17 protein-coding genes are annotated in these 16,658 nt (G+C 71.6%); 7 read left to right on the forward strand and 10 right to left on the reverse strand.

Annotation, left to right across the window (positions count from 1 at the left end):
* Positions 1-153: 153 nt before the first annotated feature.
* Together J2S55_RS37115 and J2S55_RS37120 are read left to right on the forward strand one after the other, a co-directional pair.
* Positions 154-1,002, forward strand: coding sequence for a GlxA family transcriptional regulator (locus J2S55_RS37115; protein ID WP_306875718.1), 849 nt, complete (start codon positions 154-156; stop codon positions 1,000-1,002).
* An 86-nt stretch (positions 1,003-1,088) separates the two neighbouring features.
* Positions 1,089-1,691: an isochorismatase family protein gene (locus J2S55_RS37120; RefSeq protein WP_306870786.1), complete on the forward strand. Its 603-nt coding sequence runs from the start codon at positions 1,089-1,091 to the stop codon at positions 1,689-1,691.
* An 89-nt stretch (positions 1,692-1,780) separates the two neighbouring features.
* On the opposite strand, the gene J2S55_RS37125 is transcribed toward J2S55_RS37120, so the two are convergent.
* Positions 1,781-2,530 (reverse strand): SDR family NAD(P)-dependent oxidoreductase, encoded by a 750-nt coding sequence (locus J2S55_RS37125; protein ID WP_306870789.1) that lies wholly within the window; start codon positions 2,528-2,530, stop codon positions 1,781-1,783.
* A 153-nt stretch (positions 2,531-2,683) separates the two neighbouring features.
* Here J2S55_RS37125 and J2S55_RS37130 point away from each other — a divergent pair, with 153 nt between their 5' ends.
* Complete coding sequence (locus tag J2S55_RS37130) at positions 2,684-3,427, forward strand: TetR/AcrR family transcriptional regulator (RefSeq protein WP_306870792.1); 744 nt, start codon at positions 2,684-2,686, stop codon at positions 3,425-3,427.
* Positions 3,428-3,752: 325 nt separating this feature from the next.
* Here J2S55_RS37130 and J2S55_RS37135 read toward each other — a convergent pair whose 3' ends face one another.
* The 3 genes from J2S55_RS37135 to J2S55_RS37145 all read right to left on the reverse strand — a co-directional run bounded on the left by J2S55_RS37135 (position 3,753) and on the right by J2S55_RS37145 (position 6,069).
* Positions 3,753-4,031 (reverse strand): WCX domain-containing protein, encoded by a 279-nt coding sequence (locus J2S55_RS37135; protein WP_306870795.1) that lies wholly within the window; start codon positions 4,029-4,031, stop codon positions 3,753-3,755.
* Positions 4,032-4,334: 303 nt separating this feature from the next.
* Positions 4,335-5,483, reverse strand: coding sequence for a serine hydrolase domain-containing protein (locus tag J2S55_RS37140; RefSeq protein ID WP_306870797.1), 1,149 nt, complete (start codon positions 5,481-5,483; stop codon positions 4,335-4,337).
* Positions 5,484-5,574: 91 nt separating this feature from the next.
* A complete protein-coding gene (locus J2S55_RS37145; RefSeq protein WP_306870798.1) occupies positions 5,575-6,069 on the reverse strand; it encodes an FBP domain-containing protein in 495 nt (164 codons plus the stop codon).
* 75 nt (positions 6,070-6,144) lie between these two features.
* Here J2S55_RS37145 and J2S55_RS37150 point away from each other — a divergent pair, with 75 nt between their 5' ends.
* The 4 genes from J2S55_RS37150 to J2S55_RS37165 all read left to right on the forward strand — a co-directional run bounded on the left by J2S55_RS37150 (position 6,145) and on the right by J2S55_RS37165 (position 10,202).
* A complete protein-coding gene (locus J2S55_RS37150) occupies positions 6,145-6,750 on the forward strand; it encodes a TetR/AcrR family transcriptional regulator (protein WP_306870801.1) in 606 nt (201 codons plus the stop codon).
* Positions 6,751-6,855: 105 nt separating this feature from the next.
* Positions 6,856-7,935 (forward strand): NAD(P)H-dependent amine dehydrogenase family protein, encoded by a 1,080-nt coding sequence (locus tag J2S55_RS37155; protein ID WP_306870804.1) that lies wholly within the window; start codon positions 6,856-6,858, stop codon positions 7,933-7,935.
* A complete protein-coding gene (locus J2S55_RS37160; protein ID WP_306870807.1) occupies positions 7,932-8,444 on the forward strand; it encodes a carboxymuconolactone decarboxylase family protein in 513 nt (170 codons plus the stop codon). The genes J2S55_RS37155 and J2S55_RS37160 overlap by 4 nt, the downstream gene beginning before the upstream one ends.
* A gap of 114 nt (positions 8,445-8,558) precedes the next feature.
* Entirely contained in the window at positions 8,559-10,202 is a 1,644-nt protein-coding gene (locus J2S55_RS37165) for a GMC oxidoreductase (protein WP_306870809.1), read from the forward strand.
* A 225-nt stretch (positions 10,203-10,427) separates the two neighbouring features.
* On the opposite strand, the gene J2S55_RS37170 is transcribed toward J2S55_RS37165, so the two are convergent.
* The 6 genes from J2S55_RS37170 to J2S55_RS37195 form a co-directional block, all read right to left on the reverse strand.
* On the reverse strand, positions 10,428-10,970 hold the full coding sequence (locus tag J2S55_RS37170) for a hypothetical protein (protein WP_306870811.1): 543 nt from the start codon (positions 10,968-10,970) through the stop codon (positions 10,428-10,430).
* A 313-nt stretch (positions 10,971-11,283) separates the two neighbouring features.
* Complete coding sequence (locus J2S55_RS37175; RefSeq protein WP_306870814.1) at positions 11,284-11,937, reverse strand: hypothetical protein; 654 nt, start codon at positions 11,935-11,937, stop codon at positions 11,284-11,286.
* Positions 11,934-12,122, reverse strand: a complete 189-nt coding sequence (locus tag J2S55_RS37180; protein ID WP_306870816.1) for a hypothetical protein — start codon at positions 12,120-12,122, stop codon at positions 11,934-11,936. Before J2S55_RS37180 ends, J2S55_RS37175 begins: the two co-directional genes overlap by 4 nt.
* 221 nt (positions 12,123-12,343) lie before the next feature.
* Positions 12,344-12,781 (reverse strand): hypothetical protein, encoded by a 438-nt coding sequence (locus J2S55_RS37185; protein ID WP_306870818.1) that lies wholly within the window; start codon positions 12,779-12,781, stop codon positions 12,344-12,346.
* A gap of 40 nt (positions 12,782-12,821) precedes the next feature.
* Positions 12,822-15,476, reverse strand: a complete 2,655-nt coding sequence (locus J2S55_RS37190) for a multicopper oxidase domain-containing protein (RefSeq protein ID WP_306870821.1) — start codon at positions 15,474-15,476, stop codon at positions 12,822-12,824.
* A gap of 6 nt (positions 15,477-15,482) precedes the next feature.
* Positions 15,483-16,565, reverse strand: a complete 1,083-nt coding sequence (locus J2S55_RS37195) for a DUF8744 domain-containing protein (protein WP_306870824.1) — start codon at positions 16,563-16,565, stop codon at positions 15,483-15,485.
* Between the last annotated feature and the right edge of the window lie 93 nt (positions 16,566-16,658).

Genomic DNA, 16,658 nt, shown 5'->3' on the forward strand with positions numbered 1-16,658 from the left:
GGAGGGACGCCGGCCCGGGGTGGTGGTGCGGTTGCTCGCGCGGTGCCCGGACGGCGCGGTCGGAAACCTCGACATCCCGCTGGGTGTCCCGCCTCGCCGGAGTCGGGGCGGTCTCGTTGATCATGGGGTATCCGGCGGCTCGATGTCACCGGTCTGAGGTCCGGGCCGGACGGCGGCCAGGTGCGCACCAGCGCCGGGGTCCGGCTCGCCGCCGACCTGACCTTCGACCAGGTCGGCGGCCGGGTGGACACCCTCCTGGTGCCCGGCGCGGTGGACGGCGGCGGCGTGCCGGTGATCGATCCGGATCTGGTCGACTGGATCGCCGGCACCGCCCGGCACGCCCACCGGGTCGCCTCGGTGTGCGTCGGCGCGCACCTGCTGGCCGCCGCGGGGCTGCTGGCGGGCCGGACGGCGACCACGCACTGGGCCACCGCCGACCGGCTGGCCGCCGACCACCCCGACGTCATCGTGGACCCCGACCCGATCTACGTCCGGTCGGGGAAGGTGTGGACGGGCGCGGGCATCAGCGCGTGCATGGATCTCGCGCTCGCTCTGGTCGCCGAGGACCACGGCGAACGGCTCGCCCTGGCGGTCGCCCGGCAGTTGGTGATGTACCTCAAGCGGCAGGGCGGGCAGAGCCAGTTCAGCGTCCCGCTGTGGCAGGCCCCGGCCGAGCGCCGCGACATCGACGAACTGCGGGTGTGGATCACCACGGACCTCACCGCCGACCTGTCGGCGGCGGCGCTCGCCGAGCGGATATGCCTGAGCGAGCGGCACTTCACCCGGGTCTTCCGCAAAGAGACCGGCGCCACCCCGGCCGCCTACGTCGAGGCGGCCCGGGTGGAGGCGGCGCGGAGGTTGCTGGAGGGCACTGACGAGCCGCTCGACCGGGTCGCCGCCGCGTGCGGCCTGGGGTCGGTGGAGACGCTGCACCGGGCCTTCCGGCGGCGGCTCGGCACCACCCCGGCCGCCTACCGGCGGCGCTTCCGCACCGCCGCCTGACCTTTCTTCTCTCCCTCCGGCCGGCCCGGCCCCGGGCCGGCCGGAGATTCCCCATGCCCGGCTTTCCGGATTCCAAGGAGGACAAGATGACCGTTTCGACGACCCTGCGCGAGGTGATCGGCCTGGACGGCACACTGCCGGCACTGTCCGCCAGCGCCCTGATCATGATCGACTTCCAGAACACCTACCGCGTCGGCGTCATGGCACTGCCGGACGCCGACCGTGCCCTGGACGCCGCCGCCCGCCTGCTGGAGCGCGCCCGCTCCGCCGGGACCCCGGTGGTGCACGTCGTCAACGACGGCGGCGAAGGCGGCCCGTACGACATCCGCGCCGAGATCGGGCGGATCGAGACTCGCGTCGCGCCCCGGAACGGCGAGCCGGTCGTGGTGAAGGGTTTCCCGAACTCCTTCCACGAGACCGACCTGCTGGAGGTGCTGCGCCGGCTGGACGCCGGGCCGGACCTGGTGCTGGCGGGCTTCATGACCCACATGTGCGTCCAGTTCACCGCCCAGGGCGCGTTCAACCTCGGCTACCGGCCCACCGTCGTGGCCGAGGCGTGCGCGACCCGGCCGCTGACGGGCCCGGACGGCGCGCCGATCCCGGCGGACACCCTGCACGCCGCCGCCTTGACCACGATCGGCGACCTGTTCGGCCCGGTCGCCGCCCGGGTGGCCGACCTGGCCACCTGACCCGCCCCCGTGCCGAGCCGTCCCGGCGGCCCGGAGCCACCGGATCGCCGGGACGGTCGCAGCGTGCGGTCCGCCTCGGGTAGGTGGGGTCACATGGTTGTTCCGCCTGAGACGTCCAGGCGGTGCCCGGTCACGTAGCGGCTGTCGTCCGAGGCCAGGAACGCCACTGTGCCGGCGACGTCCTCCGGCGTGCCCAGCCGGTGGAGCGGCGTTTGGGACGACAGCCAGGCCAGCGCCTCGCCGACCAGACGCCCCTGGTGCATGTCGGTGTCGATGACCCCGGGGGCCACGGTGTTGACCGTGATGCCGCGCGGCCCGAGCTGCTTGGCGAGCGCCTGGGTGAGCACGTCGAGCGCCGCCTTGGACATGGCGTAGTCGATCGCCCGGGGCATGGCCGCGCCCCGGGTGAGCATCGTGCCGACGGTGATGATCCGGCCGCCGTCCCGCAGCCGCGGCAGGGCGAGCTGCGTGATGAAGAACGGAGCGGTCGTATTGACCGCGAACAGCCGCTCGAAGCCCTCCCGCGTCACGCCGTCGATCTCGGTCTGGTCGCCGAGGATGCCCGCGTTGTTGACCAGGATGTCCAGGCCGTCGGCGTGGGCGTCGAAGCCGGCCCACAGCGCTTGGGCGTCTGCCGGCACGCCCAGCTCGGCCCGGACGGCGAAGGCCTGCCCTCCTGCCGTTTCGATGGCCGCGACCGTCTCCTTGGCCGCCGTCTCGTTGTTGCCGTAGTGGACCGCGACCCGGGCGCCCTCCCGCGCGAGCCGGATCGCGACGGCCCGGCCGATCCCTCGGCTGCCGCCGGTCACCAGCGCCGTCTTGCCGGTCAATGTCGTCATGTCGATCGTGCCTTCCTGCTGTGCGGTGTGTCACCCCGGTCAGGCCGAGACGGAGGGATCGGTGCCCCCGTCCCCCTAATTGCGTACCTCGTACTTGAAATCGGACCATACTCATTCGAGTACCATGTACGCAAGTAGGGGAGGGGTAGAGGGATGCCCGACGAGGAACTGATCAGCATCTGGATGCGGCCGGAGCGCCGGGAGCGCTCGGGGCCCGGGCGGCGGCCCGGCTACAGCCGCGCACAGATCACCCGGGCGGCCGTCCGGGTCGCCGACGCCGAGGGGATCGACGCCGCCACCATGCGCCGCATCGGCGGCGAACTGGGCACCGGCGCCATGTCCCTCTACCGCTACGTGCCCAGCCGTGACGACCTGTTCGACCTCATGATCGACACGGTGATGGGCGAGCTCGAACTCCCGGAGAAGCTGTCCGGCGACTGGCGCTCCGATCTCTCCCTCCTCGCCCACCGGACCCGAGCCTCCGGCCTGCGCCATCCTTGGCTGATCACCCTCCTCGCCGGCCGCCCCACCCTGGGCCCGAACCTGCTGCGCGTGCACGAGTTCGCCCTGGGCGCGCTCGACGGGCTCGGTCTCGACATCGACGAGATGACCGGCTCCGTCGGCATGGTGAACGACTACGTCCACAGCGCGATCCGCCGCGAGATCGGTTGGCTGGAGGAGGCCCGCCGTACCGGCCTGGACCCGGAACGATGGAAACGCGACTATGTCGGACCATACGTGCGGCAGGTCGTCGAGTCGGGCGCCTATCCTCTGTTCAGCCGGTCCGTACTGGAGTCCGAGACCGCGCACCTCGCCCCCGCCGAGCGCTTCCAGCACGGGCTGGATCGCGTACTCAACGGGATCGGCGCGCAGATCACGCCGGACATCCCTCGATAACCGAGAACGCAGTGGGGGAGCGGGGGCATCGCCACCCGCGGAGCCGCCGTCCCCGGCCGGCGGCACGAGATCCGATCGCGGCGCTGTCAGGGCGGGGGCGGCTGCGGCGGGGTCCGAGGGGCGGGGCCGCTCCCGACGTGGGGCCTCTCAACGCTATAAATCTACTTTGTAAAGGCGTGGCCACCGCATGAAAAATCAGAGTCCACGACCACAACCAGACCACAGACGCAACAAGAAGCCAGGGCGGTCGCGGGTGCTCTCCGGTGGGGCCCGGGATGTGGATCCGGGACGGCTGCGCGGAGACACCCGAGGTCCGTGAATCTTGCTAGGCGGTGCCGGCGCGTAGGAAGAGCTCGCCCACGTCGCGGAGGTGGTGGCGGAAGTCGGGAGGGTGGACGACGTCGAATTCCGCGCCCACCGCGGCGAGGATGAGCACCGGCCAGTCGAAGGCGTCCACCTGCAGTCGCAGGTGGCAGGAGTGGTCGTCGACGGGCTCGACCCGGCCGCCGGTGACGGCGACGACCTGCTCGACCGCGCCGGCCGGGGCGTGAAGCAGGTCATCGGGCGTGCCCCGCGCAGCTACGCCGAATGGGCCCGTGATCACGTTGCGGACTTCCGCTGACCGGAGCGGTTCTCTCGGCCGTCCCGTCCCGTCCCGTCCCGTCCCGTCCCGTCCCGTTCCGTCCCATCTCGTCCGGGGCGCCTGCTCTCCGGCGGCACGTCCATGACCCGGCCGGGCCGCTCCTTCACGTCCGTGGCAGGGGTGGAGGCGAGCGGTCCGGTGGGTTGCCGCTGGGCGGGCGGTGGGTCCGGCCGGGACGTGATCATCGGAGGCGGCGTCGGCCGTACCCTCGTCCGCTGATGCCGGGCAGGGGTCCGCTGCCTGTCCGCGAGCGTCCCGGGTGGCTCATCGGCCGGTCAGGTGCTCCCGTACCGCCGTGATGAGCCGGTTGGCACGTGCGTCGCCATGGCCGACCATCCGGTTGGCGACATAGCCGAAGCCCACCCCGAACTCGTCGTCGCCGAAGGCGAACTGGCCGCCGGCGCCGTCGTTGCCGAAGCTGCGCCGGCCGAGCATGGGCCGGAACCGGGGCGCGTCGAGGAGGAAGCCCGCTCCCCATCGGGCGCCCAGGTCCGGGAAGCCCGACCAGGAGGCCCCGGCCGACAGTTCCCGCACCGCGTCGGTGAGGGTGTCGGATGTGAGCAGGCGCGCCGAGCCGTTGACCCCGGTCGCGGCCGCGGCGTACAACGTGGCCAGGCCGTCCGCCGACGAGACCGCGCCCGCCCCGGGGAACTCGGCGCTGAGCAGCGCGGGGTCGTTCCAGCCGTGCGGTTCCTCCAGGCCGGGGAAGGCGAGGGCGCCGTTCATCGTCACCGTGCGCATGATCAGCGATTCGGGGCCGGGCATCGCGGGCCGTCCCGCGGCCTCGACGAGCCGGGCCAGCCGTCCGGTCTCCTCCTGTGGCAGGCCGATCCAGGTCCTCAGTCCCAGTCCGTCGCCGACGGCCCCGCGGAAGTACGCGCCCGGGGTGAGCCCGGTGATCCGCCGGATCACCTCACCGATGAGGAAGCCGAAGACATGGCCATGGTATTCGTGGGCGGCGCCCGGCTCCCACAGTGGCTCCTGTTCCTCGATGGCGCGGACCACCGGTGTCCACTCGACGATCTCCTCGAAGCTCGGTGTGCGGTCCAGGACGGGGAGTCCGGCGCGGTGTCCGAGCACCATGCGTGGTGTGATCGTCTCCTTGCCGCGCTGCGCGAACTCCGGCCAGTACCGGCTCACCGGAGCGTCGAGGTCCAGCCGTCCTTCCTGTGCCAGGAGGTGGGCGCAGACGCTGACGACGCCTTTGGCGCAGGAGAAGACCGGCACGACCGTGTCCTCCTCCCAGGGCCGGCCGCTGCGCTCGTCGGCGATCCCGCCCCACAGGTCCACGACCTTGCGTCCGTCGACGTACACGGTGACGGCGGCGCCGAGTTCACCGTGTTCGGCGAAGTTCCGGGAGAATGCGTCCGCGACCGCTCCGAACCCTTCGTCGGCCCATCCGCTGTGCTTCACTGTGTCTCTTCTTTCTCATGGTGCCGTTCTGCGGTTTCGGCAGGTTCCTGTGCGCACCCGTCGGGGCCGGGGCCGTCCGGGGCGCCCCGGTTCACGCCAGGACCTTGTCCAGGAAGGCCGACAGCTTGGCCCTGGTGCGATCGATCTGCTCCTCCACCGTCAGGGTCTCTTCGAGGCGTCCTCCCAGGTCCGGGAGCTTCTTGCCGCGCACGTACAGCGGGCAGGCGAGGTCGGTGCACACGTACACGCCGACCGAGTTGCTGTCGCGGCCGGCCTGGCCCGCTCGCCGGGCGGTCATCAGTGAGACGCCGCTGCCCGGATGCGTGGTCAGGCACAGGGAGCACATGCCGCGGTGGAGATGTCCGCGCTGGCGGGCGGACAGGCGTAGCGCCACGCCGACGACCTCGCCGCCGCGCTCGGTGACGAGGTAGCCGCGATCCGGTGCGCCGGGGTCGCGCCATCCCAGGAAGTCCAGGTCGTCCCAGGGCTGCTCGGCGAGGTCCCGGGGCAGTGCCAGCCGCTTGGCCTCTCCTTTGGAGCAGTTGGCGAACGACGCGCGGATCTCCTGCTCATTTACTGCTTTCATGGCGCGGAACGCTACACTTCCCTACGTACGTTAAGCAATTGGTTAATGGGTCTAGGTAAGCGGGAAGGTCGGCGGATGGCTCGTGCGGGGCTGACGGCGGAGCGGGTGACGGAGGCGGCCGCGGATCTGGCGGACGCCGTCGGGTTCGAGAACATCACCGTGTCCGCGCTGGCGCGGATCTTCGGGGTCAAGGACCCGAGCCTGTACTCGCATGTCAAGAATCTTCAGGATCTGCGGGAACGGGTCGCGCTGCTGGCCGCGGGCGAGCTCGCCGACCGTATCGCGGCGGGGGTCGCGGGCCGGGCCGGGAAGGAGGCCATGGTCGCGTTCGCCAACGCCTACCGGGAGTACGCGCTGGCCCACCCCGGCCGCTACGCGGCGACCCAGGCGGTCCAGCTGGACCCCGCGGTCCTCGCCGCGTCCCCCGTCCACGTCCGCACCGTCGAGCTCACCCATGCGATGCTGCGCGCGTACAAGCTGGTCGAGCCGGACCTGACCGACGCGGGCCGCCTGCTGCGCAGCGCCTTCCACGGCTACATCACCCTGGAGGCCAACGGAGGGTTCCGTCACTCCCGCGAGGTGCAGAGGTCCTGGGAGCGGGCGCTCGACGGCCTTCACGTCATGCTGGAGAACTGGCCCGCGGATCCGTCGCGTCGCGCGGTGGAGGGGGAGGGGGCGTGAGGACCGGCAGGGTCCGGGGGGTGAGAGCCGGCCGGGGTTCGGGAGCGGCCGTACGGGATCGCGGCGGTACTATACGCTGAACCAAGCGCTTGCTACGCTCCGGCCATGAGGTCCACGATTGTCTGGGGCACCGGCAACGTCGGCCGCGCGGCCATCCGTGCCGTCGAGGCCCATCCGGCGCTGAAACTCGCGGCCGTGCTCGTCCACAATCCCGACAAGGTCGGCCGCGACGCGGGCGACCTGGGCGGGCTGGGCCGCGATCTGGGGGTCGCGGCGACCGACGACATCGACGCGGTGCTGGCCGCCGGCCCCCAGGCGGTGGTGTACGCGGCCTCCGGTGACATCCGCCCCGACGAGGCCCTCGCCGACATCATCAGGGCGATCCGGGCCGGAGCCGTGGTCGTCACCCCCTCGATGTACGCGCTCTACGACCAGCGCAACGCCCCGCCGGAGCTGCGGGAGCCGGTGCTGGCCGCCATCGCGGAGGGCGGCGGCTCGCTGTTCGTCTCCGGCGTCGACCCCGGCTGGGGCAACGACGTGCTGCCGCTGCTGATCAGCGGGCTCGGCACCACCGTAGAGGTGATCCGCTGCCAGGAGATCTTCGACTACTCCACCTACGACCAGCCCGACTCGGTCCGCTACCTGGTCGGCATGGGCCAGCCGATGGACTACGAGCCGCCGATGACCGCGCCGACGGTCCCGACCATGGTGTGGGGCGGGCAGGTGCGGCTGATGGCCAGGGCCCTCGGCGTCGAACTCGACGAGATCCGCGAGACCCTTGATCGGCGCCCGCTCGACACCACGGTGAGCACCAGGACGATGGGGGAGTTCGAGGCCGGCACCCAGGGTGCGGTCCGCTTCGAGGTGCAGGGCATCGTCGAGGGCGAACCTCGCATCGTCATCGAGCACGTCACCCGCATCCACCCCTCCTGCGCGCCGGACTGGCCGGCGCCGCCCGACGGGGACGGGGCGCACCGGGTGATCATCGAGGGCCGCCCGCGCATCGAGGTCACGGTCGAGGCCACCGACGAGGACGGCAACCGGTCCGCGGGCGGGAACGCCACCGCGGTCGGCCGGCTGGTGAACGCCATCGACTGGCTCGTGGACGCCGGACCCGGACTCTACGACGCGCTCGACGTCCCGCTGCGCCCCGCAGTCGGCAGGCTCGGAAGGAAGCAACCATGAACATCGACATCCCCGAGGGAAAGGACGCGATCGAGTACGTGTGGGGTGAGATGGTCCCCGGCATCGGGATCGCCGCCTCGAAGTTCTCACTGTCGGTGTACGCCCACACGACCCTCGGACTCCGTGAGTTCGAGGCCGCACGGCTGCGGATCGCGCAGATCAACGGGTGTGTCTTCTGCCTCGACTGGCGGACCGAACGGGACGGGCGGAAGGTCGAGGAGGACTTCGCCGACGCGGTGACCCACTGGCGCACCACCGACGCCTTCGACGACCGCACCCGGCTGGCCGCCGAGTACGCCGAGCGGTACGCACTGGATCACCACGGCCTCGACGACGAGTTCTGGACCCGGATGACCGCGCACTACAGCCAGTCCGAGATCGTGGAGCTCAGCATGAGCCTCGGTTCCTGGCTGACCTTCGGCCGGCTCAACCACGTGCTGGGCCTCGACACCGTGTGCATGCTGACCGGCGGCCCATCGCCCTCCGCCAAGCGGACAGACGCGCCATGACCCGGCGCGCCAGGCATGCGACCGAACACAAAGTCACTCATGGGTGTGCGGTGACTGATCGTGTGAGCAACATGTAGGACCCGTTCTCATTTCAATGAGAGTGAGGAACGCGACATGAGGGACAACACCTCGGGCGTTACCGGCTCGACCGGCGTCTCACGCCGTGGGTTCATCACCGGAACCGGCTCCATCCTGGGAGTCGTGGCCCTCACGGGCCGCGCCCCCGCGGCCCGCGCGGAGACCGTCCCCGCGGCCGCTCCGATCGCCACCGGGGCCCACGTCCCGGCCCTGGTGATCGGCACCGGATACGGCGGCTCCGTCGCCGCCCTGCGTCTCGCCCAGGCGGGCGTCGACGTGCACATGATCGAGATGGGCATGGCCTGGGACACCCCCGGCCCCGACGGCAAGATCTTCTGCAACACGCTGGAGCCGGACCACCGGTCCTACTGGCTGCGGACCAGGACCAAGGCGCCCCTCAACTACTTCCTCGGCTTCCCGATCGACAGGAACATCTCCCGCTACACCGGGATCCTGGACGCCGAGGACTTCGGCGGCATCACGGTCTACCAGGGCCGCGGTGTCGGAGGCGGTTCGCTGGTCAACGGAGGCATGGCGGTCACCCCCAGGCGCGAGAACTTCGGCGCCGTCCTCCCGTCGGTGAACGCCGACGAGATGTACGACATCTACTACCCGCGCGCCAACGCCGAGCTCGGGGTCGGCACCGTCGACCCGGCCTGGTTCGACTCCGCCGCCTGCTACCAGTACGCCCGAGTCGGCCGTAAGCACGCCCAGCGTTCCGGCTTCCCGTTCGTCTTCGTGCCCGACGTGTACGACTGGGACTACATGGAGCGGGAGGCGGCCGGGACCGTCACCAAGTCGGCGCTGGCCGGGGAGATCCTCTACGGCAACAACCACGGCAAGAAATCACTGCAGCAGACCTACCTCGCCCGGGCCAGGGCCACCGGGAAGGTCGCCATCTCGCCGCTGCACAAGGTCACCTCGGTCGCCCCGGCGGCCGGCGGCGGCTACACGGTCGTCATCGACCAGATCAACACCAGTGGCGACACCACGGCCACCAAGACCGTGACCGCGGACCGGGTGTTCTTCGCCGCCGGCAGTGTCGGCACCAGCAAGCTGCTGGTCAAGCTGAAGGCCACCGGCGCGCTGCCCAACCTGAACGACGAGGTCGGCAAGGGCTGGGGCGACAACGGCAACGTCATGTGCGGCCGTGCCAACCACCTGTGGGACCCGACCGGCAAGCTCCAGTCGGCCATTCCCTGCTCCGGCATCGACAACTGGGCCGCCGGCGGCGCGTTCGCCGAGGTCGCGCCGCTGCCCACCGGGATCGAGACCTACGCCTCGTTCTACCTGTCGATCACCAAGAATCCGAACCGCGCCCGGTTCTCCTGGAACGCCGCGACGGGCAAGGTCGACCTGGACTGGCAGACCTCCTGGAAGCAGCCGTCCATCGACATGGCCAAGACGATCTTCGACAAGATCAACGCGAAGGAGGGGACGATCTACCGGACCGACCTCTTCGGCGTCTACAAGATCTGGGGCGACCACCTCACCTACCACCCGCTCGGCGGCGCGGTCCTGAACAAGGCCACCGACGGCTACGGCCGCCTCACCGGCCACCCCGGCCTGTACGTCATCGACGGCTCGCTGATCCCCGGCAACACCAGCGTCAACCCGTTCGTCACCATCACGGCGCTCGCCGAACGGAACATCGAGAAGATCATAGCCACCGATCTGTGACGATGGCCCGCTGTGGTAGTCGGCCACGGGCGCGTGTGGCCGACCTTCCCCGCGGGATGAGCACCGGGGAGCGGCCCGCGCGAGCGTCAACGGACGGCTGCTCCGCTCCGTCGCCTCGCGGTCGGATCGCCGCACCGGCCGGCGGAGCCGGAAGCCCGTGACCGGGCGGCGCCGGCCGGGCCGGAGATCGGCGTCGCGGCGCAGGCGCTTGCGTGAGGCCGGCGGTCACGTCTCGGGGACCTCGATCTCCGGGGCCGAGGTCTCGGGAGTCACGGTCTCGGGAGATTCGGTCCTCGGAGTCGGAGTCAGGGGTATCACGGTCTCGGAAGTCGAGGTCTTGGGATCTGGGCTCTCCAGATCGCCATTCCCGCCAGGTCCGAGAGTCGCCGTTCCGGATGAATTTCCTTCTCCCGGGGGAGTGGTGACAATGGCGGCCTCCTCCGCACTCAGCCCTTTCCTGACAAGCCGCTCCCGCAACTCGCCGAGGCTTGGTGTCGGGCACCGGGAGTCCACGCATGTGTTGAACGCCGGATACATCAGCACGGCTCTCATGACGAGCGGCTCCGGCGGGTGCGAGAGGCGCCACTCCACCTTCCATTTTCCTCCGTACACCGTGGCCGGCTGAGACACACGCGTCATGTTCTCCGCCGATTCGCCGGCCATCAGGAAGATTCCCCCGGGGCCGAGGTTCTCCACCGAACCGCTCCCGCTGAGCTTCTTCGCCGGACGTGGATCGGCGTCCTTGACGCTTATCTCGCTGAATGTCAATCGGGCCACTCTGGGGGCATCCGGTTCAGGTGTGTGCCCGTCGCCACCTCCCCTTGTCTGAATATATGCAGAAACCACCGCGAAACAGCCTGTCACAACGGCGATTGCGAGACCGCTCATAAACGCCGGCTGCCTGTACCAGGGCCGCTCCCGCCTATTGGATCCGCCCGGGGCGGCGGATTTCCTTCTTCTTGATGTCATGCACGACACATTGGCACACCAAAGGTCAAGTTTCGGGCCGGCACCACTTCCGTCTCCGCCCAAGGCGTGTCCCGTGGATCCAAGGAACGCGGGATCCACGCTCGTGATCCGCTCACACCGCGTCTCGACTGTCACCTGCTGGTCTCGTGGCGGGTTCGATCTCCAGCGGTGCGGTGGCGTCGTCGGTGATCTGGTGCAGCTGGGTGAGGGTGTAGTCAAGCTGCCTCGCCAGACGGGGGATGGTCGCCGGCGGCAGATACGCCTCCGCGCCGGCGTCGAGCAGGCGCCGGACCGGGCCGGAGTAGTTGACTCCGAGCTCGTTGTCCTCGATCTCAGTGATGATGACACGGGCTTTCGGGAACGTCGACCGGAGACCTGCGATCAACTGGGGGCTGATCGGCGGCGTCAGCAGTACGTCGGCTGTCCTGGGAGCGGCGTGCATGTCGAGCACGACGTAGTCCGGGCCGAGCTGGGTGGACAGCGAGACCCGGGCCGACGTCGACAGCTTCATCGCGGTGGCGACGACCGTCACGCTGTCGTAGTCGATCGGAGGTTGTTCCTCGGTCTCCTCCGGAGCGCCGGGATCGACGACGGCGCCGTGGAGCACGCGAAGGGTGCTGGAGATCACCGCGATCGACTCGCCGCCCCGCGTGATGGCCAGTTCCTCCCCGGGCTCGAGAGCGTCGATGAGCGCCGAGACGTCCTCGGGAAGCCGGGTCACGTCGATCGACCGGGCGGCCCGCGCGGCGCGCTTGTCCGCCCTCAAAGCCGGAACGCGCTCAGGGCGGCGACGGCATCTTCCGGCCGCGCGCCGTGCGTCCAGAAGTCGTGCGTCCAGAAGGTGCCGGCTGCGGTGAAGTCCAGGCGGCCGGCCGGTCCGCGCGCGTGGTCGTCGGCTGTGAACACCTCAGCGAGCTCTCCGCGGTCGGCGTCCCGCGCCTTGCGCGGCACCGGCCGACACGATCCGATGACAGCGGCAGGGAGGGGTGGCAGCGTTGGTCATAGCGCTCAACCCTCCCACACCAGCCGGACCACGTGTCAATGACCGCGGTTCCGGCTCTGGCGCCGTGTCGGATGCTGAGACCAGACTTTGAACAAGGACAGGGGAGCGCAGCAGCAGCGCGCCGAGCGCGTGCAGCCGGAACAGCGACACCCGGGGCAGAGTGCCCGATTCAGGTGGCCGGTAGCGCGGTGGCCAGCAGCACCACGCCGACCGACCCGACCAGCGCCGCCAGCGCCGTCGCCCGCGCGAAGCCGGGACGTCCCGCGCCGGTGGCCCACCCGTGCAGACCCGCCGCGACCATGACCGCGCAGAACAACGCCAGCTTCGCCGTCAGGATCCGCCCGTAACCCGGCTCGGCCAGCGACGCCCACGTGACCCCCTTGTGCCAGGCGATGGCCACCCCGCTGCCCAACTGCACGGGAAGGAACACCGCCCCGGTGAACATCCCGAACCGCCGTCCCACCGCCCGCATCACCCGCTCACGCCGCTCACCGTCCAGCAGCTGCCGCGCCAGCGGCAACACCACCAGCGAGACCGTTAGCTGTCCGCCGACCCATAGCGCCGCCGACAACACGTGCAAAAACCGCACCACCGACCACCACGTCATCGCACAACCCACATCCATCGGCAGCGACCGTCCTCCGACCTCACCGCGCGTCCACCTCGAACAGGCCGTGCGCCCCGCCCTCGGCCTGACGCATCGTGTGGTCCACCACCGGATACCTGCCCGGCTCGGGGAAGACCAGCTCGGCGAACCCGCCCTGCGCCGGCGCCAGGTCCAGCACCTGCGCACCCCCCGCATCGCCCTCACGCAGCAGGTAGGCGCCCTCCTTGTAGACGGTGTCGAACGGCGCCCCCACCACGTGCAGCGCCGTACCCGAGCTCGGTCCGGCGGCCACCGCCCAGATCCGCACCCGCTCACCCGCCTTCGCCTTCAGCGGCGCATGATCGTAACCGGCGGCGGTGCCGTTGAACATCCACCCGTCCGGACGGCCCTCGCGGATCTTGGCGACCTGTGCGTCGCTGCCCGGCTCACCCAGGTACAGCTCGCCCTGGACCAGCAGGAACTCCCGATCCACCCGCGACAGGTCCGGCGGATCGATGACCACCGCCCCGTACATGCCGGCCGCGATGTGCTGCGTCATCGGCATCGTCGAGCAGTGGTACAGCCACGCCCCCGCGTGCTCGGCGCGGAACCGGTAGGTCAGCCGCTCACCCGGCTGGATCGTGCGCATCACCCGGTCAGGTGCGTTCGCCCCGGCGTGAAAGTCGATGCCGTGCCCCATTGTGCCGCTGTTGACGAACGTCACCGTGAACACATCGCCCACCGTGCCGCGCAGCACCGGCCCGGGCACGGTCCCGTTGAACGTCCACATTCGCTGCCGCACGCCGGGCGCGACCTCCAGTACCGCGCTGTCGTCCACCCGGATCTCCACCTTGTGCTCGGCACCGCCGGGCGCGGGCGCCAACACCGCGTCGTACGGCTTCCACCCCGGCGACATGGGCGCGGCCAGGTCCAGGCCGGTCTGCCCGGTGCCGGTCGCCGGGCCGCCGTTCCCGTCGGGGGATGTCGTCTGTCCGGCCGGACCGTGCGCGCCGTGCCCGGTACCGGTACCGGTGCCGGTGCCGGTGCCGGACCGGGCGAGCGCGCCGGTGGGCACGATGCGCATCGTCATGCCCGCCGCCCGGTGCCCGGCCACGGTGCACCAGCCGTCGACCGCCTCGCCGAGCGGGGCGAGCGTCAGCGTCGCGCTCTCGCCTGCTCCCAGCAGCGGGGTGCGTTCCCCGGTGGCCAGTCGCAGGTCGTGCCGTTGGGCGTCGGTGTTGGTGACGCGCAGCGTCAGCACGGTGCCCGGCGCGGCCTCGATCACCGCAGGCCGGATCCGCATGCCCGACAGCGTCACCTCGACCGTCCGGGTGCCGGTGGCGGCAACGGTGGTGGCGGGGCCGGAGCCTCCGGTGACGGAGACGACGACCGCGGCGGCCGTCAGCAGGCACCCGGCCATCACCCCGGCCAGCGCGGGCGAGGCGAGCGCCCGGCGTTCAGGGTGCTCGGCCGTCCAGGCCCGCACCAGGGCGGCCACGGCCAGCACGACGAACGCTGCGGCCGATGCCAGCACCAGGGCCCAGCCCAGCAGGGCCAACGGCCGCGGCACCGGTAGCGCCAGCAGCGGCACGCCGGCGTTGAGCGCGGCCAGGCGGACCGTCCAGCCGCGCTCCAGCAGCGCCATGTTCTCCTTGAACCGGGCCGGGCCTCCGCCCAGCACCGCCGGTAGCAGGTGCAGCAGTGAGCCCAGCAGCACCTGGCCGACGGACCCGGCCAGCACCAGCGGCAGCAGCGGCTCCAGCGCGGCGGCCACCTCGCCCGCCGGGCGGGTGGCCACGATCACCGCGTCGGCGACGAGCGCGATCTCGAACCAGACGACGCCGGCGGCCAGCATCCAGGCCGCCCCGGTGTGCGGGCGGCGCGTGCGTACCGCCTCGGCCAGCGGCAGCAGCGCGGCCAGCGCACCGGCCGCGTACGCCGCCAGCCCGGCCGTCGCCACCCAGCGCAGATCCGCCAGCAGGCCGCCGGTCAGCAGCGCCAGCCCGGGCGCGGCCAGTCGCAGCCCGGTCAGGGAGGCCCTGCGGGTGCGCTCCGGCATGCGGGTACGGAGCACGGTCGGCCAGAGCGTGAACAACGTGCCGAGCACGGTCAGGCCGACCCAGCCGAGCAGGTTCACCTGGGCGTGCGCGGCGTGCAACCGCTCGTTCGTGGCTCCGTGGCCGACATGGGCGGCCAGCAGGCCACCGAGGGTGCCACCGGTCGCCAGCGCCCCGGCCGCGCACACGTACCAGGCGATGACGTGGCCGAACCGGCCGGGCAGCGCCCGCCGCGCCAGCCGTACCAGCGCGGCGGCATGCCAGAGCACGACGGCCACGATCACCCCCGCCCCGGCCACCGCCACCGCCGCGGGACCGGCCGCCATGCCGTACAGCACGGCCGCCGTCGCGGCGTTGAGCAGGGCGAGCCGGGCCAGGCTCCAGCGCGGATCCGGGGTGCGGGCGCGCAGCAGCGCGACGGCGAAGTGCTCGCTCCAGATCAGGATCGCGGTGCTGACCGCACCCAGCAGGAAAACATGGATCAGCAGCCAGCGCGGCGCCGGCAGCCCCTCACCGGCCAGCGCGGTCGCGACCGTCAATCCCAGCCAGACCACCACGAGCGCGTTGGCCCGCAGGTGCCAGGGGGCGCGGCGGCGCACCGGACCGGGGAGTGGCCTGCCCGGCGGCCCCTTCTCGATATGCACCTCGACCGATGTCACCTCGGGTCACCTTCCCATCGATGCCCGGCGCGCCAGCCGCACCAGCGTGGCGGCGCACCCGGCGAACACGAGCAGAGCAATCTCGGCGAGCAGCCCACCGGCGGTGCGCACCGCGTCGGCGGCGGCCAGATCCCCGGCGGAGCGGACCGCCACGGCTGTGTGCAGCAGCGCCAGCGGCACATACAGCATCGGCCGGTACGGCAGGCTCATCCGCAGCACGGCCGGCAGGATTATCGGGGCGTGCCCGAACACCATCGACATGACGAATCCCAAGAACAGGGCGTGCAGCGCCGCGTCGTACAGGTAGGACCCGGCCGCCAAGCCGGTGGCCGCCCACAGGACCCCGGCCGCCGCGAGCCAGCCGTATCCGGCCAGCAGGCACACGGCCGCATACCGGGGCAGGCCGTGCCCGCGGACGGTACGGCGGGCGACGTCGTGCCAGGCCAGCCAGGCCGCCACCGCCGCCATCCCCACCCCGGCGACCCGCGCCCCCGCACCTGGCGCCCACACCGAGCAGACCATCCCGGCGCCGAGCACCACGGCGGCCGCCATCAGCCCGTCCGACGCCCCCCGCCGCAGGAACGCCACGTGGGCCAGCTCCAGCCGCTCCCCGGCGATGGTCAGCACGTGGAACGCGGCGAACCACACCACCAGCTCCGGCACCGGCCGCCCGCCCAGCCAGAGCAGCCCGGCCGCGTACCAGGCCAGTGCCCCGGCCAGCTGCATGAGCGTCTCGCGGCTGAGGCGCCGGCCCAGCAACGCCAGATAGATCCCGACCAGCCAGCCGCCGCCGGCGGTCAGCGCCAGCCGGCCCGTCTGCTCGGCCCCGGCCGCCAGCGCCACGGCGCCCAGCGCTGACAGTGCCGGGGCGGCGTACCCCCAGCGGCTGCGCAGCGCGACCGCCCGCTCCAGGCAGATCAGCGTGCCCAGAAAGCCGAGCGCCATCAGCGGCCCGTGCTGCTCGGCGAACGCCGCCGGCACGGGCACCTCGGCGATCAGCAGCGCGACGCCCCCGTACAGGCCGGCGAGCAGGGCGGCGGCACCGGCCAGCAACGGGAGCCGGGCGAGCGCGAGGCGGGCGGCGGGCACCGCGGCCGGACCACCCTCGGGAAACGGGCGGCGCCCAGGAAAGTGCCCACAGGAGCGCGTCATCATCGGTTCTGCGGCCACGGCCCGGGATCT

The sequence above is a fragment of the Streptosporangium brasiliense genome (genome assembly GCF_030811595.1).
Lineage (GTDB): Bacteria > Actinomycetota > Actinomycetes > Streptosporangiales > Streptosporangiaceae > Streptosporangium > Streptosporangium brasiliense.